This window comes from Aminobacter sp. BA135, assembly GCF_050859125.1.
Classification (GTDB): Bacteria; Pseudomonadota; Alphaproteobacteria; order Rhizobiales; family Rhizobiaceae; genus Aminobacter; species Aminobacter ciceronei.
In genome coordinates this window covers 5,597,414-5,620,634 of record NZ_CP139572.1, presented here as the reverse complement: position 1 = coordinate 5,620,634, position 23,221 = coordinate 5,597,414, and the positions used below count along the sequence as shown (strand labels likewise).

General features: G+C 64.3%; 23 protein-coding genes, 1 tRNA gene and 1 riboswitch. Of the genes, 16 read left to right on the top strand and 8 right to left on the bottom strand.

What is annotated here, in order from left to right; genetic code table 11:
* The first annotated feature begins 4 nt into the window (after positions 1–4).
* From SLT36_RS27225 to SLT36_RS27175, 11 genes are all read left to right on the top strand, one after another.
* The gene (locus SLT36_RS27225; protein ID WP_432285081.1) at positions 5–913 is read left to right on the top strand and encodes an ABC transporter permease subunit; all 909 of its coding nucleotides are present in this window, start codon (positions 5–7) and stop codon (positions 911–913) included.
* 1 nt (position 914) lies between these two features.
* Positions 915–1,766 (top strand): ABC transporter ATP-binding protein, encoded by an 852-nt coding sequence (locus tag SLT36_RS27220; protein ID WP_192318495.1) that lies wholly within the window; start codon positions 915–917, stop codon positions 1,764–1,766.
* On the top strand, positions 1,763–2,590 hold the full coding sequence (locus SLT36_RS27215; RefSeq protein WP_432285080.1) for an ABC transporter ATP-binding protein: 828 nt from the start codon (positions 1,763–1,765) through the stop codon (positions 2,588–2,590). The genes SLT36_RS27220 and SLT36_RS27215 overlap by 4 nt, the downstream gene beginning before the upstream one ends.
* Positions 2,591–2,930: 340 nt before the next feature.
* Complete coding sequence (locus SLT36_RS27210) at positions 2,931–4,538, top strand: ABC transporter substrate-binding protein (RefSeq protein WP_432285079.1); 1,608 nt, start codon at positions 2,931–2,933, stop codon at positions 4,536–4,538.
* 272 nt (positions 4,539–4,810) lie between these two features.
* On the top strand, positions 4,811–5,797 hold the full coding sequence (locus tag SLT36_RS27205) for an ABC transporter permease (protein WP_432285078.1): 987 nt from the start codon (positions 4,811–4,813) through the stop codon (positions 5,795–5,797).
* Complete coding sequence (locus SLT36_RS27200; protein ID WP_432285077.1) at positions 5,794–6,621, top strand: ABC transporter permease; 828 nt, start codon at positions 5,794–5,796, stop codon at positions 6,619–6,621. Before SLT36_RS27205 ends, SLT36_RS27200 begins: the two co-directional genes overlap by 4 nt.
* Positions 6,618–7,394, top strand: coding sequence for an ABC transporter ATP-binding protein (locus tag SLT36_RS27195; protein ID WP_432285076.1), 777 nt, complete (start codon positions 6,618–6,620; stop codon positions 7,392–7,394). The genes SLT36_RS27200 and SLT36_RS27195 overlap by 4 nt, the downstream gene beginning before the upstream one ends.
* Positions 7,391–8,197 (top strand): ABC transporter ATP-binding protein, encoded by an 807-nt coding sequence (locus tag SLT36_RS27190; RefSeq protein ID WP_432285075.1) that lies wholly within the window; start codon positions 7,391–7,393, stop codon positions 8,195–8,197. Before SLT36_RS27195 ends, SLT36_RS27190 begins: the two co-directional genes overlap by 4 nt.
* Positions 8,194–8,697, top strand: coding sequence for an L-2-amino-thiazoline-4-carboxylic acid hydrolase (locus SLT36_RS27185; RefSeq protein ID WP_432285074.1), 504 nt, complete (start codon positions 8,194–8,196; stop codon positions 8,695–8,697). Before SLT36_RS27190 ends, SLT36_RS27185 begins: the two co-directional genes overlap by 4 nt.
* A 162-nt stretch (positions 8,698–8,859) precedes the next feature.
* Positions 8,860–9,048: a YegP family protein gene (locus SLT36_RS27180; RefSeq protein WP_067965471.1), complete on the top strand. Its 189-nt coding sequence runs from the start codon at positions 8,860–8,862 to the stop codon at positions 9,046–9,048.
* A 162-nt stretch (positions 9,049–9,210) separates the two neighbouring features.
* Positions 9,211–9,465, top strand: coding sequence for a GlsB/YeaQ/YmgE family stress response membrane protein (locus SLT36_RS27175; protein WP_067967117.1), 255 nt, complete (start codon positions 9,211–9,213; stop codon positions 9,463–9,465).
* A 90-nt stretch (positions 9,466–9,555) separates the two neighbouring features.
* Here the strand turns inward: SLT36_RS27175 and SLT36_RS27170 are convergent, their stop codons facing one another.
* From SLT36_RS27170 to SLT36_RS27160, 3 genes are all read right to left on the bottom strand, one after another.
* The gene (locus tag SLT36_RS27170) at positions 9,556–10,479 is read right to left on the bottom strand and encodes an acyl-CoA desaturase (RefSeq protein ID WP_432285073.1); all 924 of its coding nucleotides are present in this window, start codon (positions 10,477–10,479) and stop codon (positions 9,556–9,558) included.
* 838 nt (positions 10,480–11,317) lie between these two features.
* Positions 11,318–12,097 carry a (2Fe-2S) ferredoxin domain-containing protein gene (locus SLT36_RS27165; RefSeq protein ID WP_432285072.1) on the bottom strand — a complete coding sequence of 260 codons (780 nt, stop codon included), beginning with the start codon at positions 12,095–12,097 and terminating at the stop codon, positions 11,318–11,320.
* A gap of 115 nt (positions 12,098–12,212) precedes the next feature.
* Positions 12,213–12,405: riboswitch (cobalamin riboswitch) on the bottom strand.
* A gap of 900 nt (positions 12,406–13,305) precedes the next feature.
* Positions 13,306–13,629 (bottom strand): hypothetical protein, encoded by a 324-nt coding sequence (locus SLT36_RS27160; RefSeq protein WP_432285071.1) that lies wholly within the window; start codon positions 13,627–13,629, stop codon positions 13,306–13,308.
* 167 nt (positions 13,630–13,796) lie between these two features.
* Between SLT36_RS27160 and SLT36_RS27155 the strand changes: the two genes are divergently transcribed.
* The 3 genes from SLT36_RS27155 (at position 13,797) to SLT36_RS27145 (ending at position 16,299) form a co-directional block, all read left to right on the top strand.
* Complete coding sequence (locus tag SLT36_RS27155; RefSeq protein ID WP_067965465.1) at positions 13,797–14,153, top strand: cupin domain-containing protein; 357 nt, start codon at positions 13,797–13,799, stop codon at positions 14,151–14,153.
* A 404-nt stretch (positions 14,154–14,557) separates the two neighbouring features.
* On the top strand, positions 14,558–15,313 hold the full coding sequence (locus SLT36_RS27150; protein ID WP_432285070.1) for a hypothetical protein: 756 nt from the start codon (positions 14,558–14,560) through the stop codon (positions 15,311–15,313).
* 20 nt (positions 15,314–15,333) lie between these two features.
* On the top strand, positions 15,334–16,299 hold the full coding sequence (locus SLT36_RS27145) for a polysaccharide pyruvyl transferase family protein (protein ID WP_432285069.1): 966 nt from the start codon (positions 15,334–15,336) through the stop codon (positions 16,297–16,299).
* Between the two features lie 97 nt (positions 16,300–16,396).
* On the opposite strand, the gene SLT36_RS27140 is transcribed toward SLT36_RS27145, so the two are convergent.
* Both SLT36_RS27140 and SLT36_RS27135 read right to left on the bottom strand, forming a co-directional pair.
* Positions 16,397–16,472: transfer RNA gene (locus SLT36_RS27140), tRNA-Thr, on the bottom strand.
* A gap of 143 nt (positions 16,473–16,615) precedes the next feature.
* Positions 16,616–17,572, bottom strand: a complete 957-nt coding sequence (locus tag SLT36_RS27135) for an NAD(P)H-dependent flavin oxidoreductase (RefSeq protein WP_432285068.1) — start codon at positions 17,570–17,572, stop codon at positions 16,616–16,618.
* Between the two features lie 295 nt (positions 17,573–17,867).
* Between SLT36_RS27135 and SLT36_RS27130 the strand changes: the two genes are divergently transcribed.
* A complete protein-coding gene (locus SLT36_RS27130) occupies positions 17,868–18,962 on the top strand; it encodes a hypothetical protein (RefSeq protein ID WP_182575558.1) in 1,095 nt (364 codons plus the stop codon).
* A 55-nt stretch (positions 18,963–19,017) separates the two neighbouring features.
* Here the strand turns inward: SLT36_RS27130 and SLT36_RS27125 are convergent, their stop codons facing one another.
* Both SLT36_RS27125 and SLT36_RS27120 read right to left on the bottom strand, forming a co-directional pair.
* Positions 19,018–20,616, bottom strand: coding sequence for a cisplatin damage response ATP-dependent DNA ligase (locus SLT36_RS27125; protein ID WP_432285067.1), 1,599 nt, complete (start codon positions 20,614–20,616; stop codon positions 19,018–19,020).
* A 289-nt stretch (positions 20,617–20,905) separates the two neighbouring features.
* Positions 20,906–21,916 carry a ligase-associated DNA damage response exonuclease gene (locus SLT36_RS27120; RefSeq protein ID WP_432285066.1) on the bottom strand — a complete coding sequence of 337 codons (1,011 nt, stop codon included), beginning with the start codon at positions 21,914–21,916 and terminating at the stop codon, positions 20,906–20,908.
* Positions 21,917–22,000: 84 nt separating this feature from the next.
* Here SLT36_RS27120 and SLT36_RS27115 point away from each other — a divergent pair, with 84 nt between their 5' ends.
* Positions 22,001–22,912, top strand: coding sequence for a methyltransferase domain-containing protein (locus SLT36_RS27115; RefSeq protein ID WP_432285065.1), 912 nt, complete (start codon positions 22,001–22,003; stop codon positions 22,910–22,912).
* Here SLT36_RS27115 and SLT36_RS27110 read toward each other — a convergent pair.
* Positions 22,909–23,082 (bottom strand): hypothetical protein, encoded by a 174-nt coding sequence (locus tag SLT36_RS27110; RefSeq protein WP_182575562.1) that lies wholly within the window; start codon positions 23,080–23,082, stop codon positions 22,909–22,911. The two genes, SLT36_RS27115 and SLT36_RS27110, sit on opposite strands and share 4 nt — an antisense overlap.
* Positions 23,083–23,221: the final 139 nt, after the last annotated feature.

Below are 23,221 nucleotides of genomic sequence, written 5' to 3'. Positions count from 1 at the left end.
CACGATGTCTCAAGCTGCTGCAACCAGTGCTGTCTCGACCGACCCGTCCCGCCGGGCGCGACTGGCCGAGTTCTGGTACTATTTCTCCGAAAACCGCGGCGCCGTCATCGGCCTCGTGTTCTTCATCTTCCTCGTGCTGCTTGCGATCTTCGCGCCGCTGATCGCGCCGCATGATCCGACCCAGCAGTACCGCGACGCGGTTCTGGTTCCGCCGGTCTGGCAGGAGGGCGGCCGCGCCGACTTCCTGCTTGGCACCGACGCCGTCGGCCGTGACATGCTTTCGCGCCTGATCTTCGGCACCCAGTTCTCGCTGTTCGTCGGTGTCATCGTGACCACACTGTCGCTGGTCGTCGGCGTCATCTTCGGCGTCATCGCCGGTTACTTCCGCGGCTGGGTCGACACCGCCATCATGCGTGTGATGGACATCATCCTGGCCTTCCCGTCGCTGCTGCTCGCCCTCGTGCTGGTGGCCATCCTCGGGCCGGGCCTGGTCAACGCGATGATCGCCATCTCGCTCGTCTACCAGCCGCATTTCGTGCGCCTGGCGCGTGCCGCGGTGATGAGCGAAAAGACCCGCGACTACGTCGTCGCCGCCAAGGTGGCGGGGGCCGGCCATACCCGCCTGATGTTCAAGACCATCCTGCCGAACTGCATGGCGCCGCTGATCGTCCAGGCGACGCTGTCGTTCTCGAGCGCCATTCTCGACGCCGCCGCACTCGGCTTTCTCGGCATGGGCGCGCAGCCGCCGACCCCGGAATGGGGCACCATGCTGGCCGAGGCCCGTGAGTTCATTCAGTCGAAGTGGTGGGTGGTGACGCTTCCGGGCGTTGCGATCCTGATCACCGTGCTGGCAATCAACCTGATGGGCGATGGCCTGCGCGACGCGCTCGACCCCAAGCTGAAGAGGTCCTGAGATGGCACTTCTTGAAATCGAAAACCTGGTCGTCGAGTTCGAGACGGCCTCCGGTCCCTTCCGCGCCGTCAACGGCGTCTCGATGAAGGTTCACGAGGGCGAGGTTCTCGCCATCGTCGGCGAGTCCGGTTCGGGCAAGTCGGTGTCGATGCTGGCCGCGATGGGCTTGCTGCCCTGGACGGCCAAGGTCACCGCCGACAAGCTGACTTTCAACGGCCGCGACCTGCTCGGAATGCCGGCAAACGAACGGCGCAAGATTATCGGCAAGGACATTGCCATGATCTTCCAGGAGCCGGTGGCGAGCCTCAACCCGTGCTTCACCGTCGGCTTCCAGATCGAGGAAGTGCTGCGCGTGCATATGGGCCTCGACAAGGCTGCGCGCCGCAAGCGCGCGATCGAGCTGTTCCAGGCGGTCGGCATTCCCGATCCGGCCGAGCGCCTCAACTCCTACCCGCACCAGATGTCGGGTGGCCAGTGCCAGCGTGTGATGATCGCCATCGCGATTGCCTGCAATCCGAAGCTGCTCATCGCCGACGAGCCGACCACAGCACTCGACGTGACGATCCAGAAGCAGATCCTCGACCTGTTGATGAAACTGCAGGCCGACCATGGCATGGGCCTGATCATGATCACCCACAACATGGGCGTCGTGGCCGAGACCGCCGACCGCGTGGTCGTGCAGTACAAGGGCCGAAAGATGGAAGAAGCCGACGTGCTGACGCTGTTCGAAAACCCGAAGAGCAACTACACGCGCGCCCTCTTGGCGGCATTGCCCGACAATGCGACCGGCGACCGCCTGCCGACGATCTCGGAACTGTTCGTCGACGACCAGGCGGAAGGAGCTGCACGATGAGCGTCATTCTCGAAGCGCGCAACATCGTGCGCGACTACCACGTGCCGGGCAGCTTTCTGAAAAAGGCCAAGACAGTTCACGCCGTCAAGGGCGTGAGCTTCCAGGTCGAGAAGGGCAAGACGCTGGCGATCGTCGGTGAAAGCGGCTGCGGCAAGTCCACGCTTGGCCGCATCCTGACACTGATCGACCCGGCGACGTCGGGCGAACTTTTGATCGAAGGCAAGACCGTAGACATCGCCAAGGGCGACCTGACACCCGAGATGCGCCGCAAGGTGCAGATCGTGTTCCAGAATCCCTATGGTTCGCTCAACCCGCGCCAGAAGATCGGCGACATCCTGACCGAGCCGCTGGTCATCAACACCAACACGCCGGCCGACGAACGCCGCGACCGGGCGATGGCGCTGTTGAAGAAGGTCGGCCTCGAGGAGAAGCACTACAACCGCTACCCGCACATGTTCTCGGGCGGCCAGCGCCAGCGTATCGCCATTGCCCGCGCGCTGATGCTGAACCCGAAGCTTCTGGTGCTGGACGAGCCGGTGTCGGCGCTCGATCTGTCGGTGCAGGCCCAGGTGTTGAACCTGCTTGCCGATTTGCAGGACGAGTTCCAGCTGACTTACGTGTTCATCAGCCACGACCTCTCGGTCGTGCGCTATATCGCCGACGAGGTGATGGTGATGTATTTCGGCGAGGCGGTCGAATATGGCAGCCGCGACGAGGTCTTCGCCGATCCCAAGCACAGCTACACCAAGACGCTGTTCGCGGCGACGCCGCGCGCCGATGTCGACAGCATCCGCGCGCGCCTCGCCAGGAAGAAGGCGGCCTGAGAGGCTGCCGACATCGACAGACCGATCGCTGCTTCGGCCCGGAAATCGCAAACGGTTTCCGGGCCGAAGTATTTCTGGGCGCGTTCGCACGACCATTGCCGCGCACGTAGCACAATGTTTTGGGCCAGCGGCGCAAAACGCCAATTTCGTCTCTCGCAAAACGGCTTTACCGGATCATAATCCCGGCCATCACTACAGCGCCGCGCGCTCACTTGGACGCGCAAAGGGCGTTGTGAATTCTTGGATCGGTGCATGATCCTTTCCGAAGATCGGTCCCGATTTTCGGAGGTGTGCAGCAGAGGGCCGGCAATGTCGCCGTGCCGAGGGCTTGGAGGCGGACATGGCGGGATTTGACATTTCGAGGCGTAAGATTCTGGCAGGGTCGGCGTTCCTGCTGGCCTCGACGGCGCTGCCGTCGATCGGCTGGAGCCAGGCCAGGAAGGGCGGGCGACTGGTGGTCGCCGCCGATTCCGAGCCGCGCAACCTGAACCCGGCGATCGTCGCTTCCAACGGCGTGTTCTTCGTGTCGAGCAAGGTTGTCGAACCGCTGGCCGAGGCCTCGTTCGACGGCAAGGATGGGCTCGAGCCGCGGCTCGCAACGAGCTGGGAAGGCTCTGCCGACGGCCTGTCCGTCACCTTCAAGCTGCGCGAGGGTGTGACCTGGCACGACGGCCAGCCATTCAGCTCGGCCGACGTGGCATTCTCGGCGCTCAATGTCTGGAAGCCGCTGCAGAATCTCGGCCGCGTCGTGTTCAAGAACCTGGAGGCGGTAGAGACGCCGGACGCAAACACCGCCGTGTTCAAGTTCTCCAAGCCGACGCCGCTGCAGCTGATCAAGAACGCGCTGCCGGCGCTTACGTCGGTGGTTCCGAAGCATGTCTATGACGGCAAGGATATTGCCGAGAACCCGGCCAACAACGCGCCGATCGGCACCGGACCCTTCAAGTTCGCCGAGCACAAGGCGGGCGAATATTACCGGCTGGAGCGTTACGACAAATACTGGGGCGAAGGCGAGCCTCAGCTCGACGAGATCATCTATCGCGTGCTGCCCGACCGCGCCGCGGCCGCCGGCGCGCTGGAGGCGGAAGAGATCCAGCTTGCGGCTTTCTCTGCCGTGCCGTTGGCCGATCTCGAACGCATCTCCAAGGTTCCCGGTATCAAGGTCATCACTGACGGCTACGAAGCGTTGACCTACCAACTGGTGGTCGAGGTCAATCATCGCCGCAAGGAGCTGGCCGACCTCAAGGTGCGCCAGGCGATCGCCCATGCCATCGACAAGGATTTCGTCGTCAAGACGATCTTCCTGGGCTATGCCAAGCCGGCGACCGGCATCGTGCCGCAGAACGACAAGCAGTTCTACGCGCCTGATGTTGCGACCTATGGCTTCGACGTCGCCAAGGCGAACGCACTGCTGGATGAAGCCGGCTATCCGAAGAAGGACGGCGGCAAGCGTTTTGCGCTCAAGCTTCTGCCGGCGCCCTATTTCAACGAGACCAAGCAGTTCGGCGACTATCTGCGCCAGGCGCTGGCCGCCGTCGGCATCGATGCCGAGATCGTCAACAACGATTCTGCCGCCCACCAGAAGGCCGTCTACACCGAGCACGCCTTCGACATCGCCATCGCCCCGCCGGTGTTCCGCGGCGATCCGGCGATCTCGACGACGATCCTGGTGCAGTCGGGTATTCCTGACGGTGTGCCCTTCTCCAACCAGGGCGGCTACAAGAACGACGAACTCGACGCGCTGATCGCCAAGGCGGCGGAGACGCTGGATCCGGCGGCGCGCATCGAGCTCTACAAGCAGTTCCAGAAGAAGGTGGCGGCCGACCTGCCGCTGATCAATGTAGCCGAATGGGGCTTCATCACCGTCGCGCGCGACACGGTGAAGAATGTGTCGAACAACCCGCGCTGGGCGGTCTCGAACTGGGCGGACACCTATGTCGAAACGTGACATCATCGCCTGAGCTGGGATGATGATCCGTTACTGAGCATGCCCCTGGAAGTCGCAGTGCCTGAACCTACCCCCACCCCTTACGCGTCCCCACAGAGCGTAAGAGGACATGATGCCGCGGGCCCTTCATTTGGCGCGCGGTTCATCTTGACGGGGCAGGCGACCCCAGAACTTCCCTTCCCCTTGTGGGGGGCCAGGGGTGGGGGCAATTTCTTCACTCCGGCAACCCCCAACGGGCCGCTCGGGGCACTTTCCCCACAAGGGGCAGGGTAATGAACCGCGCCTGGGGCCTGTTGAAGCGCCGGCTGATCGGCAGCATTCCGGTGCTGCTGATCGTGATTGTCGGCTCGTTCCTGCTGCTCGAGGCGGCGCCCGGCGACGCTGTCGATGCTTACGTCGCCTCGGTCGGCGGCGACGCCGGCATGATCGAGGCGCTGCGAACCAGCTGGGGCCTCGATGCCTCGCCGATGACGCGGCTCGCCGCCTATCTCTGGGCGCTGCTGCATCTTGATTTAGGCCACTCGGTCGCCTTCTCCCGGCCGGTGCTCGACGTTGTGCTGGAGCGGCTGCCGAACACGCTGCTTTTGATGGGGGCGGCAACCGCACTGTCCTTCGCGCTTGGCACCACGCTCGGCATCCTGGCCGGCGCGCGGCCAGGCAGCGCGCGCGACCGGCTTCTGTCGATCGGTTCGCTGGCGCTCTATGCCGTGCCCGGCTTCTGGCTGGCGCTGGTGCTGACCATCGCCTTTTCGGTCGAGCTGCGCTGGCTGCCGCTGTCGGGCATGGAGACCATCGCCTCCGGCAAGACCGGTATCGCCCGCATGCTCGACATCGCCAGGCACATGGTGCTGCCGGTGACGAGCCTCGGCCTGATCTATCTCGCGCTCTATCTCAGGATGATGCGGGCCGGCATGGCCGAGGTCTGGCGCATGGACTTTACCCTGGCCGCCCGTGCGCGCGGCATCCCCAGGCGGCGCATCGTGCTCGCCCATGTCGCGCGCAACGCGCTGCTGCCGCTGGTCACCATGCTCGGCCTGCAGTCGGCGCAGATGCTGGGCGGCAGCGTGGTGATCGAAAGCGTCTTTTCGGTGCCGGGTCTCGGCCGGCTGGCGCAAGAGGCCGTGGGCTCGCGTGACACGCCGCTGCTGATCGGCATCATTCTGGTCAGCGCCTTCCTGGTGATCGTCATCAACCTGCTTGTCGACATCGCCTATGCCGTGCTCGACCCGCGCGTTGGCGCGAGCGAGGCCAAAGCATGAGCCTCTCTCGCCTGTTTCGCGCGCCGGAGGCCGCCGCCGGCCTGGTCATCCTTGGCCTGCTTGTCGCCATGGCTGTCGCCGCGCCGTGGCTGTTCCCACGCGACCCGCTGGCGATTGCCGGCCAGCCGCTCTTGCCCCCGTTCCAGGACTGGGCCCTGCCGCTCGGCACTGACCGCCTTGGCCGCGATGTGGTCGCTGGGCTGTTCCATAGCGCCCGCACCTCGCTGGCCGTCGGGCTTGCTGCCGCTGCCGCCTCGATCCTCGTCGGCAGCATCGTCGGCACGGTGGCCGGCTTTGCCGGCGGGTTTGTCGACGAAGTGCTGATGCGTATCACCGACGCCTTCCAGACAGTGCCGGGCTTCTTGCTGTCGCTGGCGCTGGTCAGTGTCGTCGGGCCGTCGCTTTCGGTCGTAGTGGCAGCGATCGCGCTCAGCGCCTGGACCGGCCCGACACGCATCGCGCGTGCCGAAGTGCTGTCGATCCGCGAGCGCGACTATGTCGCTTCGGCGCGGGTGATCGGCATGCATCCGGTCGAGATCGCCTTCCGCGAGGTGCTGCCCAATGCGTTGCCACCGGTCTTGGCGCTGTCGTCGGTAATCGTCGCCGCCGCCATCCTGACCGAGGCGGCGCTGTCCTTCCTCGGTCTCGGCGACCCCAACCGCGTCACCTGGGGCGGCATGATCGCGGAGGGCAGGGCGGTGCTGCGGTCGGCGCCTTACCTCTCCGTCATCCCCGGTATCGCGCTGGTGCTTTCAGTCCTCGGCGTCTACCTCGCCGGCGAAGGCGTGGTCGAAGGCACGGCGGCACGGGAGGGGCAGGCATGAAGCCGCTGCTCGAACTGCGTGGTCTCGACGTGTGCTACAACGGCGCAGTGGCGCCGGCGCTCGAAGGCGTCGACCTCGATCTGGCCGCCGGCGAAAGGCTGGCGATCATCGGCGAGAGTGGCTCGGGCAAAAGCACGCTGGCCCGGGCCATATCAGGGCTGCTGCCGCAGACGGCGAGACTTCAGGGCACCGTCGCATGGCCGGGGCTCGATCATCCGGCGCGCAACGGCCGCGACATCGGCTTCGTCTTCCAGGATCCGGCTTCGAGCCTCGATCCGGTCATGTCGGTCGGCGACCAGGTCGCCGAGGTGGCGCACGCCAATCTCGACATCGACTGGGCTGCTGCACGGCGGCTGGCGGTCGAACTGCTGGACAGGGTGAAATTGCCGGAGCCCGAGGCGCTGGCGCGGGCATATCCGCATCAGTTGTCGGGCGGACAGAAACAGCGCGTGGTGATCGCAGCGGCCATCGTGGCGTGTCCGAAACTGCTGATCGCCGACGAAGCGACGAGCGCGCTCGACACCATCGTCCAGGCCGAGATCGTGGCGCTGATCCGCCGGCTCGTGGCCGAGGATGGCATGGCGCTGCTGTTCGTCAGCCATGACATAGCACTTGCCGCCAACCTGGCCGACCGCATCGCCGTGTTCCGTCACGGCCGCATGGTCGAAATGGCGGCGACGGCCGAGTTGCTGGCGCGGCCAAGGAGCGACTACAGCCGCGCGCTGCTGGCGGCACATCTGGGGCTGAAAGCCCATTCAGGTGCCAGCCGATGAGCGCGCTGCTGCAGGTCGAGGGGCTGTCGAAGCGCTACCGGCGCGGCGACAGGGATTTTTCCGCCCTCGATGACATTTCCTTTTCTATTGCGCCGGGGGAGACGCTGGCGCTGGTCGGACCCTCCGGCTCGGGCAAATCGACGGTGGCGCGTATCCTGCTGCGGCTGGTCGAGCCCGATGCCGGCAGCATCCGCTTCAACGGCGAGGAACTGTTGGGATTGCGGGGGGCAGCCTTGAGAGCCACCCGGACGAAGCTGCAGATGGTGTTCCAGGATCCGCTGGCGGCATTCAACCCGCGCGCCACGGTGGCCCGCCTGATCGACGATCCGCTGCGCATTCACGGCATCGTCGGGCGCGCCGATCGACCCAAGGCAATCGCAGCGCTGCTGGAGCGTGTCGGTCTCGCCGCCGAGCTCGCCAGCCGTCGCGTGCACGAAATATCGGGCGGCCAGCGCCAGCGCGTGGCGATCGCGCGCGCGCTTGCTACCCGGCCGGCGCTGATCGTGCTCGACGAGGCGTTGTCGGCGCTGGACGTGCTGGTGCGCGGCGACATCCTCAACCTGCTTGCCGAGCTGCAACGGGACGAGGGCGTCGCCTATCTCTTCATCTCTCACGACCTTGGTGCGGTGCGCGCCGTAGCCCACCGCATCGCGATCATGGACAGCGGCCGTATCGTCGAAGAGGGCGACGCCGCCACCGTGATAACCGCGCCCGCCTCGGCCACGGGCCGGGCGCTGGTGGCGGCCACGCCGGAACTGCCTGTGTTCCCAAGGTTGCCTGTTTTCAAGGAGACCGTTTCGTGACCGAACATGCCATGCGCGCCGAAAAGCTCGCTGCCGAACTTGATTCTGCCTTTCGCAACCGCGCCGATCTCTACCGGCTGATGCTGGATGAACTTGCCGCCGAGCTTGGCGACGCCAAGGCGGAAGAAGTCCTGGTAAGGGCGATCGAGAAGCGCGGCCGCGAGGTCGCACAGGTGGCGTTCGCCAGCTTCGGGCCGAACGATGCGCGCGCCATCGGCGAGGCCTTCCTGGCCGTCAGCCCGGATGGCGGGCGCATGTACCCCACCGATGTCGAGCGCAGCGACAATCACATCGCCTTCAAGGTCAAGCGCTGTCCGCTCAAGGATGCCTGGGTGGGGGCCGGTGTCGGCGACGACAGGCTGGCGACCTTGTGCCGGATCGCCGGCGCTTTCGACCGCGGCCTGTTCGAGGCGACCGGTGTGCGCTTCGAAAACGTCACCTGGACGCCGGGCCATGGCTCCGGCTGCTGCCATATCTGCCTGACCGACCGCGACATCTGAGATCGCACTTGGTGCGGCTGACGGGTGCAGCGGCGATGGACCTTGGCGGTTGTATTGGTGCGCTTGCGTCGCGAAAATCGCTTCGCGCTTTTCCTCGGGTTGCCGTCGTGCGACGATTCGTCAGCGGCGTGAGTCGCGGATCGGCACATACGGGGAAATGCGATGTACAAATTCGAGGTCTACAAGGACAAGGGCGGCGAGTTTCGGTTCCGCTTCAGGGCTTCCAATGGCGAGGTGATGTTCAGCTCGGAAGGCTATTCGGCCAAGGCATCGGCGCTGAAGGCGATCGAGTCGATCAAGAAGAACACGCCCGGCGCCACGGTGGAGGATCAGACCACGGCGGTCGCCTGACGGGCGGCATTTCCACGGCGGGCCGATAGGTCGGCCCGTCTCCAGCCTGTTGTTCCAGCATGATCTCTGGCTGCCTGCTTGTCGATCATGCGCTGGTCGTTGCAACTGCGCATCGTGGCTCGTGACGTGCTCCGGCCGATGCGCCAGAACCTGGAGAGAGAAATGGGTATCGAAAGCTTGCTCGTCTTCCTGATCGTCGGCGCCGTTGCCGGCTGGCTCGCCGGCCAGTTGGTCAAGGGCTACGGCTTCGGCCTGATCGGCAACATCGTGGTCGGTATCGTCGGCGCGCTGATCGCCGGCTGGCTGCTTCCGACGATCGGCATCAGCCTGGGCTCGGGTATCATAGCTGCCATCATCCATGCCACCATCGGCGCGGTGATCCTGCTCGTACTGCTCAGACTGGTGAAACAAGCCTAGCGAAACCACTCGAGACGTAGTTGCGATCGCCGGCAAGCACAGCTTCGCCGGCGATCTTTTTTGTCCCCTCTTGATAAAGGTCTGGCGGCGCTAGTCGGCGCGCTTCCGCGGCTCTGCGATCTTGCTAGCCAGTCCGAGCACGCCGAGCAACCTGATGGTCAGGTAGGTGACATCGAATTCCCACCAGTGGTGGCCGTGGCGGGCAGAGCGCGGGTCGGCGTGGTGGTTGTTGTGCCAGCCCTCGCCATTGCTGAGCAGGCCGACGATGACGTTGTTGGTGCTGTCGTCTGTCGTGTCGTAGTTGCGGTAGCCCCAGACATGGGTGACCGAATTGACCGACCAGGTGATGTGCCAGGTAATCACGGTGCGCGCGAACACGCCCCAGACGAGCAGGCTGAGGCCGAACTGGATCGCCTGGTCAGTCGTGCCGCCGGTGATCAGGCTCGCGGCGACGCCGCCGCCGAAGAAAGCTGCCCAGGACGCGATGATGATGCCGAGATAGACATGCGGCTTGTCGAGCTTGCGGTAGAACGGGTCGCGAACGATGTCCTTGGCGTAGCGGCCGTAGATCTGCATGCGCTCCATGTCGGGCGACTTGACCAGCAGCCAGCCGACATGGGCCCAGAGGAAGGTGACGATCGGGCTGTGCGGATCCGGCTCCTCGTCGGCGTGCTCATGGTGGCGGCGGTGCACCGCAACCCAGCGCGCCGGCGTGTCCTGGAAGGCGCAGACGGCGATGATAGCAAGCCCGTGCTCGAGCCATTTCGGGCAGGTGAAGCCGCGATGGGTGAGAAGCCTGTGGTAGCAGAGGTTGATGCCGAGCGTGCCGAAAACATAGATGCCGGCGATGCAGAGGATGACGCCGGTCCAGCTGAAGAACCAGGGCAGCAAGGCGTAGAGCGCGACGACATGATAGAATGCGAGGCCGCTCAAATTGAGCCAGTCGATGCGGGCCAGAAGCGGTCGGCGCGCAATTGCGGGCGTGGCGGACGACGCCGCGATCTGGTCGGACATAGATGCTCCCATTTGCGGCCCGGATCGCTTCCCCACGATCGAGCCGCCTCCTCCGTTTCGGGCGAGGTTGCGCAGTTTCTAATTCAGGGTCAAGGCACGTTCGGAATTACCCCGAAATATGAGTGTGGACGGTGGGCCGTGGCGGCGACCTACTGCTTTTGCGGATGCGGGTTTGGCCGGACCATCGGGGAAGGTAGATCGCCCAAGAATGTGCCTGGGACGCCGCGGACACGGAAGTTCCACAGCAGTCGATCTAGGCGCTGGAACTCCCGCAAAGGGAGCTGCGCTGGCTGGACAATCAGTCGTGATGCAGGCAGTCGTCGCAGAGGCCGAACTTCCAGGCGGCAGCGGTGACGCCGATGAAGCGATTATGACAATGGACGCATTCCATGTTGCCATATCCCCGCGGCGAAGGCGGTGACAGAGATCTTTGCGCCGCGATGTAAGTCTCGCGCCGACGCACCAACTCTTCGCGGACATCACGCCGCGAATAGGATACTTGAATTGCCATGACTGCCACCGCCCACTGAACTGATCTAGCCCTGCGCAATAGTCGCTGATGTTTCCCTTGGGTCAATTAGATCGATGGATTGACGTGGATCGCAACAGGCTGCGTCAGCCCATCAGACCTGTGCCCGACGACCCCAGGTGCCGCTGCCGCTGCTGAGCGTTTCAGCCTTGGCTTCCAGCCAGTTGCGGATATCGGCGGGAACATCCGTCGATCCGTTGAGTGGCGGATTGCGCGCCGTGCCTGGTAAAGACGTCGTGATAGTGGACGATCGACAACGGCAAGCGTTGCTGTTCGGCCGACACGATCCCCCTTGTTTTCAATAGGCCTTCACCGCAGCACCTGCTTGCGGCCGGTGGGGTGGTAGGCAAAGTCGTCGACCACCGCGCCGCCGAGCAGATGTTCGGTGACTATGCGGTCGACGGCGGCCTCGGTGACCCCGCCGTAATAGGTGCCTTCGGGAAAGACCTGCAGCACCGGTGCCAGGTTACAGGGGCCAAGGCAGGTCGATTTGGCGCTCATCATGCCGTCGCCGGTCACGCGCAGCTTCTGGCGGTCCTGCTGGTTGCGCAGGTGGCCCCAGATCAGGTCCGCGCCGGCGGCATTGCACGGGCCGCCCTGGCAGACCAGCACGCGGCGTTTCTGCGCCGGCACGAGCGAACCCTCCGGCGCCAGCCTGTCGAGCGGCGGGATGGGCGGCGTCGCGTCGGCACCGGTGACGAGGTCGGCCATCATTGCAGCCAGCAGCGGGCTTTCGGCGAGGCCCCGCGCGATGCGCACCGTCGGCCAAGGTGCCGCGTCCTCGGCCTGCCAGCGGCGCAGCGACTTGGTGAGCCAGGCATTGAAGCTGGGCTCGATCGGCAGCATCAGCGGCAGGATGAGGATATCGGAGAAATCCTGCTGGCGAAGTGCCGCAAGCGCCTCGCGCAGCGACGGCGTGCCTTGTTCGGTGAAGCCGAAGCTGGTGTGATCGACGCCGGGCAACGCCGCGGCGAGATCACAGAGCTGCTGCATCTGCCTGTAGGGCGCGGCAGCAAAGGCCGACCTGGCGACGAGCACGATGGCACGTCTGGCCTGGGACTGCGCGGTCTCAACTTCGGTATTGTGCAAACGATCGATCCCTGGCCTGACTGCGGTCGGGATTGTCGCAACGCATGTTGGTGGAAGGCGATGGCCGATAGCGCCGCCTGCACGAACCTGCGCTCCGGTGGTACACCCCGCCCACGGAACATCACTCGGTCAGGCAGGTCTCCTGGCTCGCGGGTCTCGGCTCATTGCCTGCCTTCCCGGCCGTCGGCCAGTGACACAATCGGCAATGCGGCTCACCGCTTACAGTTGCGGGGCAGCTTCGGTTTCGCACCGAATTCCCTCTTAGCTTCCGCCCGAAAGCAGAAGAACCATAACCGCGCGGCAAGCTATATGCGGGCAGACGCAAGTCAAGGGTTGTCGATGGACAAGTACCTAGGCCAGCAATGCGCTGCCTTGCGATCGCCTGGTGTTGCTGCACATAGTCCGGCGATGGACGAAGATTGCCAAGCAGCCCTCCCGATCATGACCGTGCGCCATCGGGGCGCACCGGTAGAGACCGGAGATGGACATGCACCACAAGCGGAATAAGCCCAGGAATGCCAGGGCCGGCTGCCTTTTGTGCAAACCGCACAAGGCGAACGGCGCCTGCCCGAGGCATATAGACATGAAAATCGGCAACCGGCGTCGATATGAAGCGGGAAGCTCGCAGTTGCGATGTGAAGGCGTCCGCGGCTGATAAGCTTGTCTGCGCGACATCGGATGTGCGTGCGAGGGGACGCGCCCGCCCATTGATTGGGGGGGCAGGGCGGGCGCTAAGCTCGGGTGGTCCAAGGTGGGGTAAGGACGAGGTGAGCCTGTAGGTCGTTTAGAGGTTCCTAACGTAAGGTCAACCAACGCCAGCGAGCGGACGGCGCGGTCGTTCAACTTCTCGTGTAGAGCGGCTGGATCGCAAGCGGCGTCGAGCCCATCCAGGGCAATCTGAGCGGCCGTCCACCGGTGCGTTGCCAGGACACCGGCGAGTGTCGTGAGTTACCGCCAACGTGAAGACGCTGGGAACGGACACCAGGCGGGTCGCCAGAATGATTGCAGAGCAGCTTTGGCCTGTTTTCGTGGGCACCCCACCAATGTGGCCCGGCATGCAATCGCGACAGCCACAGGCGAGGACCGGAGGTGTCGATGATGTGCGCGGCGGCGGCTCACCGCGTGGACGAACGCTTCGACCGAAGGCGTTGGAATAGCGTGCGACGAGCTTGCCGAACATGCGCGCCGTTGGCGGTAGGGTGTCAGTGCTATCTCGCCAAGCTGGCTGGAAGGGGCTTGCTCGAGCATTTCAGATGCATGTCCCGGGCGAATTGCTTGCGCATCTTGGCGCGATGCTCCTTGCCGGCCATGGCGATGCCGAGCCCGTATGGGCCAAGCAGCAGCCCTGCCGATACGCTCAGCGTTTCTTTCTCTTGCGCTGCGTAGTTCGCAGCCTCAGCTCGAGCTTTCGTGCAGTCCGCTGACCGCCATTTGGGATCCTTGGCAGAGAGTGTGGTGGCATAGTCGGCGGGCTGGGATGCACAGCCGGCAACTGCGAGCATCGTCACCGCAGCGAGCAGTTTGACCTTCATCTATGAGTCCTTGCTAAACATCCGTCCATCAACACCGACAGGGCTGGTTCCGCAAGGGGCGGTGGCAGAACACCAACACAGGAATACGCCCCTTTATTACAAGGAAACAAAGTTGCCCGAATTGAGGGCGTCGGCTATGCAGGGGTGCCTTAAGGGAGGAGAATACCATGGCGAACAAAACAATCCTCAAATTCGGCCAGCCGGAAGGTGCCGATTCCAACGACCTGCCGGGATGGGTGGTTGTCGACGGAAAGCCGACGATGAAGACGGCCGTCCAGCACACGACCGGGGACGGCAAGGTGCTGTCAGGAACGTGGCAGGCCACGCCAGGCACCTACCACGCCAGCTACACCGACTACGAGTTCGTCCACATGATCTCGGGTCGCATCATCATCACGCCGGATGGCGGCGCGCCCGTCGAGGTTGGGCCGGGCGACGCGTTCGTCGTGGAAGCGGATTTCAGGGGCACCTGGAAGATCATCGAGCCGGTGACGAAGCACTTCGTCGTTACGCTGGGATCGTAGGAAACACCGCGCAACCGGCGGGGATATCTAAATCGGCTGTCGAAGAAGGCTGCCTGCCGGCTCGTGCACGCGGGCGAACGCCTGATTGATTCGACCTGGTTCCGACAGTGAGCGGAACCAGGCGCACCGGTGATGCCTTGCTGGCTTAATTTCCTTGGGAAAAGGCTGGGGCCGCTTTGAATGATCAAACAACGCGAGATGCATCGCGCATGTTGCGTTCCCCGGCCGAGAATGAGCACTTTTCCAAGCTTTGCGGCCAGGACTGATCGCTCGCTGCGCGACCACCACAACATCGCTATCGACCTTGTCCGCGGCTACTGCGAGCTACCACCTGTGCTTGCAGGAGGTTGACCTTTACCCGAGCTGGTTTATTTAGGCCCCGGGCAGGTATGGGGTGGTAATTCATGTTGGCAGTGGTGAATTCGCTGTGGATCGGCAACAGATTGGGGCCGGTCCACGCGGGGTGTCTGAGGTCGTTTCTTCGAAATGGGCATCGTGTCGTTCTGCACGTGTTTGACCGGCCGGAGGACGTGCCTGAAGGCGTCGAACTTTTCGACGCCCAACGGTTGATGGCTCGATCGGAAATCGTTGCGCATGAGACGACCGGTAGCCTGGCTTTGGCGTCGGATATCTATCGGTACCGCATCCTGCGGGCGGGCCTCGGCATATACGTGGATTGCGATGTCTATTGCCTGAGGCCGATCCAGCAGGAGGAATTCCTCTTCGGCTGGGAATCCGACAAGGCGATCAATGGCGCCGTGCTGGGGCTGCCTTCGCAGCATCCGGCGCTCAATGAACTGATCGCGGCATCCAGCGATCCTCATTTCATTCCTTGGTGGTATCGAAGCACAAAGAGACGGTTACTGCGCCTGCGCAAGGCCATGCGCCTGCCTGTCCCGGTATCCCGCCATCGTTGGGGTGTCATTGGACCGCAACTGTTGACCAACGTCACCCAGCGCCACGAAATTGCAGCTTCGGCCAAGCCGATCGATGTGTTCTACCCGGTCAGCTACCAGAACACCAACCTGCTCTTCGATCGCGGGCTGTCCTGGCCCGATATAGCCACCAATCGGACGCTTGGCGTTCATTTGAGCGCGTCGGTCATATCAGGACGCGAAATCATACGCGGCAGCCTTCTGGACGCCGTTGTCACTCAATAGCTCGTTTCGAGACTGCACCGATGTCGCTGAAGAGCCGGCTAAGCTCCTTTCGTCGCGTATATCTGGCTGCGCGCACCGTCGACACGCCGCCGACGCTTCTGTTCTGGTGGGGAAGCTACGGCTACAGGGGCGGTCCGACGATCGGCGACCTGATGGCGGTCGACAACCTGTCATCGAGGCTGCGTCTGCGCGGCGTCGAGCACGCCGTCATTTCGCATCCGGAACTGCAGATTACGGGCCATCTGCCGGTTGACGATCTCTATGCGATCAAGCCTGCGAAAAAGCTCGTGTTCGTCTGTGGTCCGATCACCTACAGTCGCGACCTGAACGACCTTTTGTCTGTCCACGGGCATGCGACCAAGATCGCGGCAGGCGTCAGCGTCCTTCCCAATCACGCCAGGATGAATCGCCGCTTCCATCACATTGTTGGCCGTGATGGCGTCGATCCACCGTATTTCGATCTCGCCGTTTCGGAGACCGTTGAACCCACTGGAAAGGGGCGGCTCGAGACCGCAGGTATTTGCCTGCGTGGCCCTCAAGGCGAGTATGGCGCCAGGCGAGTTGCGATGGCACCTCAGGCAGAGGCGATGTTCCAAGACGTGGTGCGCGGGTCGACGCTACACCCGATCGAGATCGACACGGTGCTGTCACCTGAGAATGGTGCTGGGAAGATCCATGCCGGGTTCGCACGATCCGACATCGTGCTGACGACCCGCATGCATGGGGCGCTGTTGGCGCTCGCCGCAGGAAAGCCGGTGATTGCGATCGATCAGGTTCCCGGTGGAGCTAAGGTTTCAGCCGTGGTCGGCAGGACCGGTTGGCCATTTGTATTCCAGGCGGAAAAGGTGTCTGCCGAAACGGTGCGGGCGGCTCTTGACGAATTGCGCACCGGCAATTGGCGGGCCCAGCTGGTCGGAGCCCAGGCCAGGATCCGTGCGCTTGTCGAAGATGCTCTCGCGGCAAGCGTCGACGCCATCGCGGAGTGATCCGTCTGCGCCTCGTGGGGCGAAGGACAGTCCCGAAATTGGCATGGATTTCCGGTGCCGCGTGGGCATCTGGAAGGAGCTGATTTTGCTGGGAAACTGGTGCCGCTTGCGTGACTCGAACACGCGACCCCATCATTACGAATGATGTGCTCTACCAACTGAGCTAAAGCGGCTTCCAGGCTTCGCGACCCGAGGGGCGCGAGAGAGTGAGCGCGTGATAACTTCATTGCGCGCGGATTTCAAGCGGCCTTTGCAGGGTTTTGACAAGAGGCGAACATGTCGCCGCCTGTCGTTGCGGAAGGCAGCCGATCTTCAATCAACTGGTGATGCGGGCCTTGGCCGCGGCGTATTCGGTGGCGAGGCGCTCGACCAGCTCGGCGACGGGCACGACCTTGTCGACGGCGCCGATACCCTGGCCGCAACCCCAGATGTCTTTCCACGCCTTGTACTTGGCGGCTTCCTCGAAATCCATCTTGGAGGGATCTGAGACAGCGAGGTTGTCGGGGTCCATGCCGGCGGCGCGGACCGAGCCCTTGAGGTAGTTGCCGTGGATGCCGGTGAACAGATTGGAGTAGACGATGTCGGCGGCCTTGGATTCGACGATCATCTGCTTGTAGTCGTCGCCGGCGCGCGCCTCCTCGGTGGCGATGAAGGGCGAGCCGATATAGGCGAGATCAGCACCCATGGCCTGTGCCGCGAGCACCGCACCGCCATTGGCGATGGCTCCGGACAGAAGCAGCGGGCCGTCGAACCACTGACGGATTTCCTGGATCAGGGCGAAGGGTGACAGCGTGCCGGCATGGCCACCGGCACCGGCAGCGACCGCGATGAGGCCATCGGCACCCATCTTGATCGCCTTGCGGGCGTGGCGGTCGTGGATGATGTCGTGCAGCACGATGCCGCCATAGGAATGAACGGCCTGGTTGACCTCCTCGACAGCACCCAGCGACGAGATGACGACCGGCACCTTGTATTTCACGCACAGGCGCAAATCGTGCTCGAGCCGCTTGTTGGACTTGTGCACGATCTGGTTGACGGCGAAGGGGGCTGCCGGACGGTCGGGATTGGCGGCGTCATGGGCGGCGAGATCTTCGGTCACCATCGCCAGCCATTCGTCGAGCTGGGCCTCTGGGCGGGCGTTGAGCGCCGGAAACGAGCCGACGATGCCGGCCTTGCATTGGGCCAGCACCAGAGGCGGATGCGATATGATGAACAAAGGCGCGCCGACGACGGGAACACGCAGGTTTTTCTTGAGGATGTCAGGCAATGCCACGCGTCTCTCCCGGGTCTAGTTTTGACGTTTCCGTAAACGTCACTCCATATAGCAGATCGGGCACGATCGACAATGCACGAGTCTGGGCACGAGCCTGGGCACGAGTCCTGGACACCAGTCCGCCGGGGCTTGCCGTCGCCGGTTTGCGGCTTCCGCTGCGAGGCGCGACTTGTTTTGCCGGCCTTGCCGCCCATTGCACCCATTTTTGGCCGACATTTCGCTCGCGGTGCCGTTGATTGATGTCTTTTCTGCCGCTAACCATCTGGCAACACTGGCGCGTTGCGAGGAACATCGGTTGGATTCGATCGAAAAAGCGATCCGGAACGCTTTCGAAAAAGGCGATCCCGAGAATCGCGAGTTTCGCGAAAAGGTCTATCGTGCCGCCTTCGGTGCGCTCGACCGCGCGCTCAAGGCCAATCCGGCGATGACCGTGGAGGCGGCGATCGGCCGCCGCAAGTCGCTGCAGGCAAAGATCACCGAGATCGAATCGGAATTCATGCCGGCGGCCCCAGCGGTTTCGCTCGGCCAAGCCGGCGCGGCCCCGGCGCCTGATATCTCGCTCAACGGCAATGGCGCCGCCAGCGCACCGTCGGTTTCGATCGGCACCCCGGCGGCGGGTGTCACCCCCGTCGTGCCCGACATCATGCCCGACGCAGTGTTGCCCGGCGGACCGCCGATCGAAATCACGGAGAAGCGCAGCCGCGCGGAACGGCGCGCCGCCGACCGTGCCAGCGCGCGGGCCGAACGGCGCCGGCCTTATGCCGCGATGTTTCTTGCCGTGACCTTGCTTGCCATGGGTGGCATCGGCGCCTGGTGGGCGGTACAGACCGGCCAGTTCAAGTCGGCGGCGGAGATCGACACCTCGGTGCACAACCCGCCGAAGCAGCTCGAAAGCGAAGATTTTTCGCCGACCGATGCCGGGCCGGCGCGGCCGGGCGAGGTCGACCAGTCGCGCAACTGGATCACCGTGTTCACGCCGACCGACCCGACCGATGTCAGCGCGCCGGGTGGTACCTCGGCCGAGGTTGCCAAGGACGACACCGGCAGCTTCCTGCGCATCCGCTCGGGCAACACCGGCTCGGCGATCGTCTTCGACGTCGGGCGCGGCGTGCTCGAACAGATCGCCGGAAAGCATGCGGTGTTCGACATCATTGCGCGCGCCGAGGACGGCAAGGAAACGCAGATGGCCGTCGACTGCAATTTTGGCGAGCTCGGCGACTGCGGCCGCAAGCGCTACCTCGTCGGCTACCAGCGCGGCGAGTACCTGTTCGAGATGGATGTGCCCGACAAGGAACCGGGTGCCGCCGGCACCATCGCCATCAACTCCGACCTGACCAAGGAAGGCAAGGCCGTCGACATCTACGAGATCAGGGTGTCGGTGACGGAGTAGTGCGGCCTCGCGGCGGCAACGATTTCGTTCGACGTCAGGTTTTCGGAACCGGGCCTCAGTCGAGCAGGGCCTGCAGCGTCTCGATGCGGTCGGCCTCGGCGGGCGGCTTGTCCCAGCGCAGTCGGGAGATCCGGGGGAACCGCATGGCCACGCCCGATTTGTGGCGGGTCGAGCGGTTGAGGCCCTCGAAGGCGACCTCCAGCACCAGGCCGTTGGCCCTGTCGGCGCGCACCGAGCGCACCGGGCCGAAACGCTCGACAGTGTTGTCGCGCACGAACTTGTCGATCTGCTTGAGCTCCTCGTCGGTAAAGCCGAAATAGGCTTTTCCCACCGGCACCAGCTCCTCAGCCCCCTCCGCGCCCGACCAGACGCCGAATGTGTAGTCGGAATAGAAGCTCGAACGCTTGCCGTGGCCGCGCTGGGCGTACATCAGCACGGCATCGACAATGTGCGGATCGCGCTTCCACTTGAACCACGGACCCTTGGGCCGACCGGCGAGATATGGTGAATCCAGCCGTTTCAGCATGACGCCTTCGATGATCGGATGCGGCGGTTCTCGTCGCATCGCCTCCAGTTGATCCCAGCTGTCGAAGGTGACCAGCGGCGACAGGTCGAAGCGGTCGGGGTCGAGCGCGGCGATGAAGGCTTCAAGACGGGCGCGGCGCGTCGTGAAGGGCAGCTCGCGCAGATCCTCGCCGTCGAGCTGGAGCAGGTCGTAGCAGCGCACGAAGGCGGGATAGCGGTCCTGCATCTTGGCTGACACGATCTTACGGTTCAGCCGCTGCTGCAGGTCGGAGAAGGTGCCGGTCGCCTCGCGGGGTGAGCCGACGAGCAGCTCGCCGTCGAGTGCCACGTCGAACTCCATTGCCGCCACCACGTCGGGGAAGGCGCCGGAGACATCGTCGCCGGTGCGCGAATAGAGCCTGCGGATACCGCCCTCCGACACCGCCTGGACACGGATGCCGTCCCATTTCCACTCGGCGGCGTAGTCGGTGGGGGCGAGTTTTTCGAGGTCGCTGTCGCCGACGGGATTGGACAGCATCACGGGCCGGAACAATGCGCGGGCAGCCTTTTCAGGCTTCGGCGCCTTGCCTTCCAGCCAAGCGAACAGGCTGGTGTAGGGTGGTGTCAGTCCGTGCCACAGCTCCTCGATCTCGGCGACGTCGACGGAACCGAGATCGGCCAGCGCCTGTTTGGCGAGGCGGGCCGAGACACCGATGCGCAAGCCACCGGTGACGAGCTTGATTATCGCGAAGCGGGCGGAGGTTTCGGCCTGATCGAGCAGCCGGGCGAGCACGCCTGGCCCGTCGGAACGGCTGGCGGATTGCAGTTTCTGAACGACCTCGGCGAGTGTGATGTCGTGGTTGGGCCGGCTTTCAGGCGCCTCCGGCCAGACCAGGGACACCGTCTCGGCAAGGTCGCCGACATAGTCGTAGGAATAGCCGAACAGGATAGGGTCCATGCGCTCGGAAACGAGCTGGCGCAGCATCGCCGGCTTGACCGAGGCGATGTCGAGTTCGCCGGTGATGGCGGCAAGGGCCAGCCCGCGATCGGGATCCTCGACCGCGCGGAAGTGGTCGGTGATGAGCTTCAGCTTGCCGTTGCGAGACGGCGTCAGCACCAGACGGTCGAGGAGTTCGGCGAAGCGGTTCATGGGGCGAGGGCTTCCCGCGAAAGGCGAGTTTCTTCCCACCCCCCTCTGGCCTTCCGGCCATCTCCCCCACAAGGGGGGAGATTGGTCTCGTCGCCGGCGGCACACGTCCTGCGACGCTGCAGGGCTGGAGGTTGCAACATTGATGGTGGGATGGCCGGGCGATGACAGCGTGATCTCCCCCCTTGCGGGGGAGATGGCCGGTAGGCCAGAGGGGGGTGCTGTCCCGCAGGCTTGGAAGTTCTGTCGCGCGTGGCGGGACACAGGAACGTGGGCTGGAGTGCAACCATCCTCAATCCCCCTCATCCTCATACCCCACCAGGTGCAGCGGCCTCGCAGCAATCCCGTTGAGCTCGCACCAGCGTACCAGCGCTTCCTCGCGGCCATGGGTGACCCAGACCTCGCCAGCGCCGGTTTCGGTGATGGTGGCGGTCAGCTCGTCCCAGTCGGAGTGGTCGGAGATAACGAGCGGCAGTTCGACGCCGCCTTGCTTGGCGCGCTGGCGGATGCGCATCCAGCCGGATGCGAAGGCGGCGAGCGGGTCGGGGAAGCGCCGCGCCCAGCGGTCGGCGAAGGTGGCGGAGGGGGCGACGATGATGGCCCCGGCGAAGTCGGCCTTGTCACCATCCTCGACGGTTGCCGGTCGGAGGTCGCCGAGGTCGACACCCTGGCTCTGGTAATATTCGCTGAGCCTGGTCATTGCCCCGTGGATGTAGATCGGCTTGTCGTAGCCCTGGTCGCGCAGCAATCGCATCACCCGCTGGGCTTTGCCGAGTGCGTAGGCGCCGACGAGATGGGCGCGCTCGGGAAACTGCCGGGTCGATTTCAGCAGCTTGCCGATCTCCTGGGAAGCGTCGGGATGCCGGAAGACGGGCAGGGCGAAAGTGGCCTCTGATATGAACACGTCGCAGGGTACGACCTCGAAGGCAGTACAGGTCGGATCCCTGACGCGCTTGTAGTCGCCGGAAGCGACGATGCGCATGCCATTGCGCTCGACCGAAATCTGCGCCGAGCCGAGCACGTGGCCTGCGGGGTGGAATGACACGATGACGTCGCCGAGCCGGATCTTCTCGCCCAGCGGCATTGCCTGCGTCGCGCCGGCGAAGTCAGGCCCGCAGCGGATCGCCATGATGTCGAGCGTTTGGCGCGTCGCGAGCACCTTGGCGTGGCCAGGGCGGGCATGGTCGGAATGGCCGTGGGTGATCAGCGCGCGGTCGACCGGCCGCACCGGGTCGATGTAGAAATCGCCTGGCGGGCAGTAGAGCCCTTCGGGACGGGTATGGAGGAGGTCGCTCGGCCGCATCTCCTCAAGATAGGCATTTGCCGCTTGCGTGGAAGCCCGGTTTGGCAGTAATGCGCGCCACCCTCCTTGTCATGGATGCCGCGCTTGACGCCGTTGCAGCTCTCTTCCAACGACCTGCTTGCCGATCGGCGGGCGGACTATGCCGAAATGCTGTTCGCCTCAGGCGACCATGCTGCCGCCGCTGAACTTATGCTCGGCGCGCTGGAACTCGCCCCCGGCTGGGCCATGGGCTGGTTCCGGCTCGGCGAGATGCAGGAAGCTGCCGGCGAGATGCAGGCCGCCGCCGAGGCCTGGCGCATGTCGCTGAAGCTCGAGCCGGCCGATCGACCCGGTGCCGCGCTCAAGCTGCAGCTGATCGGGGCGGCACCTGCCGAGGACAGCCCGCCCAGCGCCTTCGTCGAAATGCTGTTCGACCAGTATGCGGAAAAGTTCGACCACGCGCTGGTCGAGACGCTGCATTACCGCGTGCCGGAACTGCTGACGGCGGCGATCGGCGCGACCGGCCGCAACACATTCGCGCACGCCGTCGATCTCGGCTGCGGCACCGGGCTGATGGGCGTGAAACTCCGGCCAGTGGCGAAGCGCCTCGACGGCTACGACATCTCGGCCGAGATGCTCCGCAAGGCGCGCGACAAGGGCGTCTACGACTATCTGATCAAGGCCGACCTGCAGGCGTTGGAGCCGGTGGGGCAGACGGCCGATCTCGTCACCGCGGCCGACGTGTTCATGTATCTCGGCGCGCTCGACCGGGTGTTTGTGAGCGTGATGAAGATGCTGGCACCGGGTGGTGTGTTTGCGTTTTCGGTCGAGCGTCTTTCGAGCGAAGGGGTGTTCGATCTGCAGGAGTCCAGGCGCTATGCCCATTCCGAGGCCTATGTGCACGGGCTGATCGCCGCTGCTGGATTACGCCTTCTGTCGCTGGAGCACGCGGTCATACGCCAGGACCGCCGCACGCCGGTCGAGGGCCTGATCGTGGTGACGGATCTGGCGGTCTAGCGCCGACTGCTGCTTGGGCTGCCGAGCATGCCGCGCGAGCGCAGCGGCTTTTCAGCCGGTTTGGCAGTGGGGGCCACCTGATGCTGCAAGGCCGCCAATTGGGTCTGAAGGTCGCGGACCAGCTTTTCCAACTCGGTGATGCGGGCTTCGTGGGAGGCGGTGTCTGTCATGGCATCCAAACATGATCGTCGTGCTTGTCGCATTTGAAGGCAGACAGCCTATGAAACAAGGCCTCATTCCTTGATCCCTGTTTGTTCCAGATTTCGCTTGGCGCAGCCTGATCGCCGCGCTAGGCATGGGGCGTGACGA

What these genes read in the sequence shown, in the direction of transcription:
- SLT36_RS27215 (WP_432285080.1), top strand. Translation starts at nt 1,763, where the DNA reads ATGAGCGTCATTCTCGAAGCGCGCAACATCGTGCGCGACTACCACGTG.
- SLT36_RS27155 (WP_067965465.1), top strand. Translation starts at nt 13,797, where the DNA reads ATGGCGAACAAAACAATCCTCAAATTCGGCCAGCCGGAAGGTGCCGAT.
- SLT36_RS27150 (WP_432285070.1), top strand. Translation starts at nt 14,558, where the DNA reads ATGTTGGCAGTGGTGAATTCGCTGTGGATCGGCAACAGATTGGGGCCG.
- SLT36_RS27125 (WP_432285067.1), bottom strand. Translation starts at nt 20,616, where the DNA reads ATGAACCGCTTCGCCGAACTCCTCGACCGTCTGGTGCTGACGCCGTCT.
- SLT36_RS27200 (WP_432285077.1), top strand. Translation starts at nt 5,794, where the DNA reads ATGAGCCTCTCTCGCCTGTTTCGCGCGCCGGAGGCCGCCGCCGGCCTG.
- SLT36_RS27170 (WP_432285073.1), bottom strand. Translation starts at nt 10,479, where the DNA reads ATGTCCGACCAGATCGCGGCGTCGTCCGCCACGCCCGCAATTGCGCGC.
- SLT36_RS27225 (WP_432285081.1), top strand. Translation starts at nt 5, where the DNA reads ATGTCTCAAGCTGCTGCAACCAGTGCTGTCTCGACCGACCCGTCCCGC.
- SLT36_RS27210 (WP_432285079.1), top strand. Translation starts at nt 2,931, where the DNA reads ATGGCGGGATTTGACATTTCGAGGCGTAAGATTCTGGCAGGGTCGGCG.
- SLT36_RS27195 (WP_432285076.1), top strand. Translation starts at nt 6,618, where the DNA reads ATGAAGCCGCTGCTCGAACTGCGTGGTCTCGACGTGTGCTACAACGGC.
- SLT36_RS27175 (WP_067967117.1), top strand. Translation starts at nt 9,211, where the DNA reads ATGGGTATCGAAAGCTTGCTCGTCTTCCTGATCGTCGGCGCCGTTGCC.
- SLT36_RS27110 (WP_182575562.1), bottom strand. Translation starts at nt 23,082, where the DNA reads ATGACAGACACCGCCTCCCACGAAGCCCGCATCACCGAGTTGGAAAAG.
- SLT36_RS27180 (WP_067965471.1), top strand. Translation starts at nt 8,860, where the DNA reads ATGTACAAATTCGAGGTCTACAAGGACAAGGGCGGCGAGTTTCGGTTC.
- SLT36_RS27145 (WP_432285069.1), top strand. Translation starts at nt 15,334, where the DNA reads ATGTCGCTGAAGAGCCGGCTAAGCTCCTTTCGTCGCGTATATCTGGCT.
- SLT36_RS27160 (WP_432285071.1), bottom strand. Translation starts at nt 13,629, where the DNA reads ATGAAGGTCAAACTGCTCGCTGCGGTGACGATGCTCGCAGTTGCCGGC.
- SLT36_RS27190 (WP_432285075.1), top strand. Translation starts at nt 7,391, where the DNA reads ATGAGCGCGCTGCTGCAGGTCGAGGGGCTGTCGAAGCGCTACCGGCGC.
- SLT36_RS27205 (WP_432285078.1), top strand. Translation starts at nt 4,811, where the DNA reads ATGAACCGCGCCTGGGGCCTGTTGAAGCGCCGGCTGATCGGCAGCATT.
- SLT36_RS27220 (WP_192318495.1), top strand. Translation starts at nt 915, where the DNA reads ATGGCACTTCTTGAAATCGAAAACCTGGTCGTCGAGTTCGAGACGGCC.
- SLT36_RS27120 (WP_432285066.1), bottom strand. Translation starts at nt 21,916, where the DNA reads ATGCGGCCGAGCGACCTCCTCCATACCCGTCCCGAAGGGCTCTACTGC.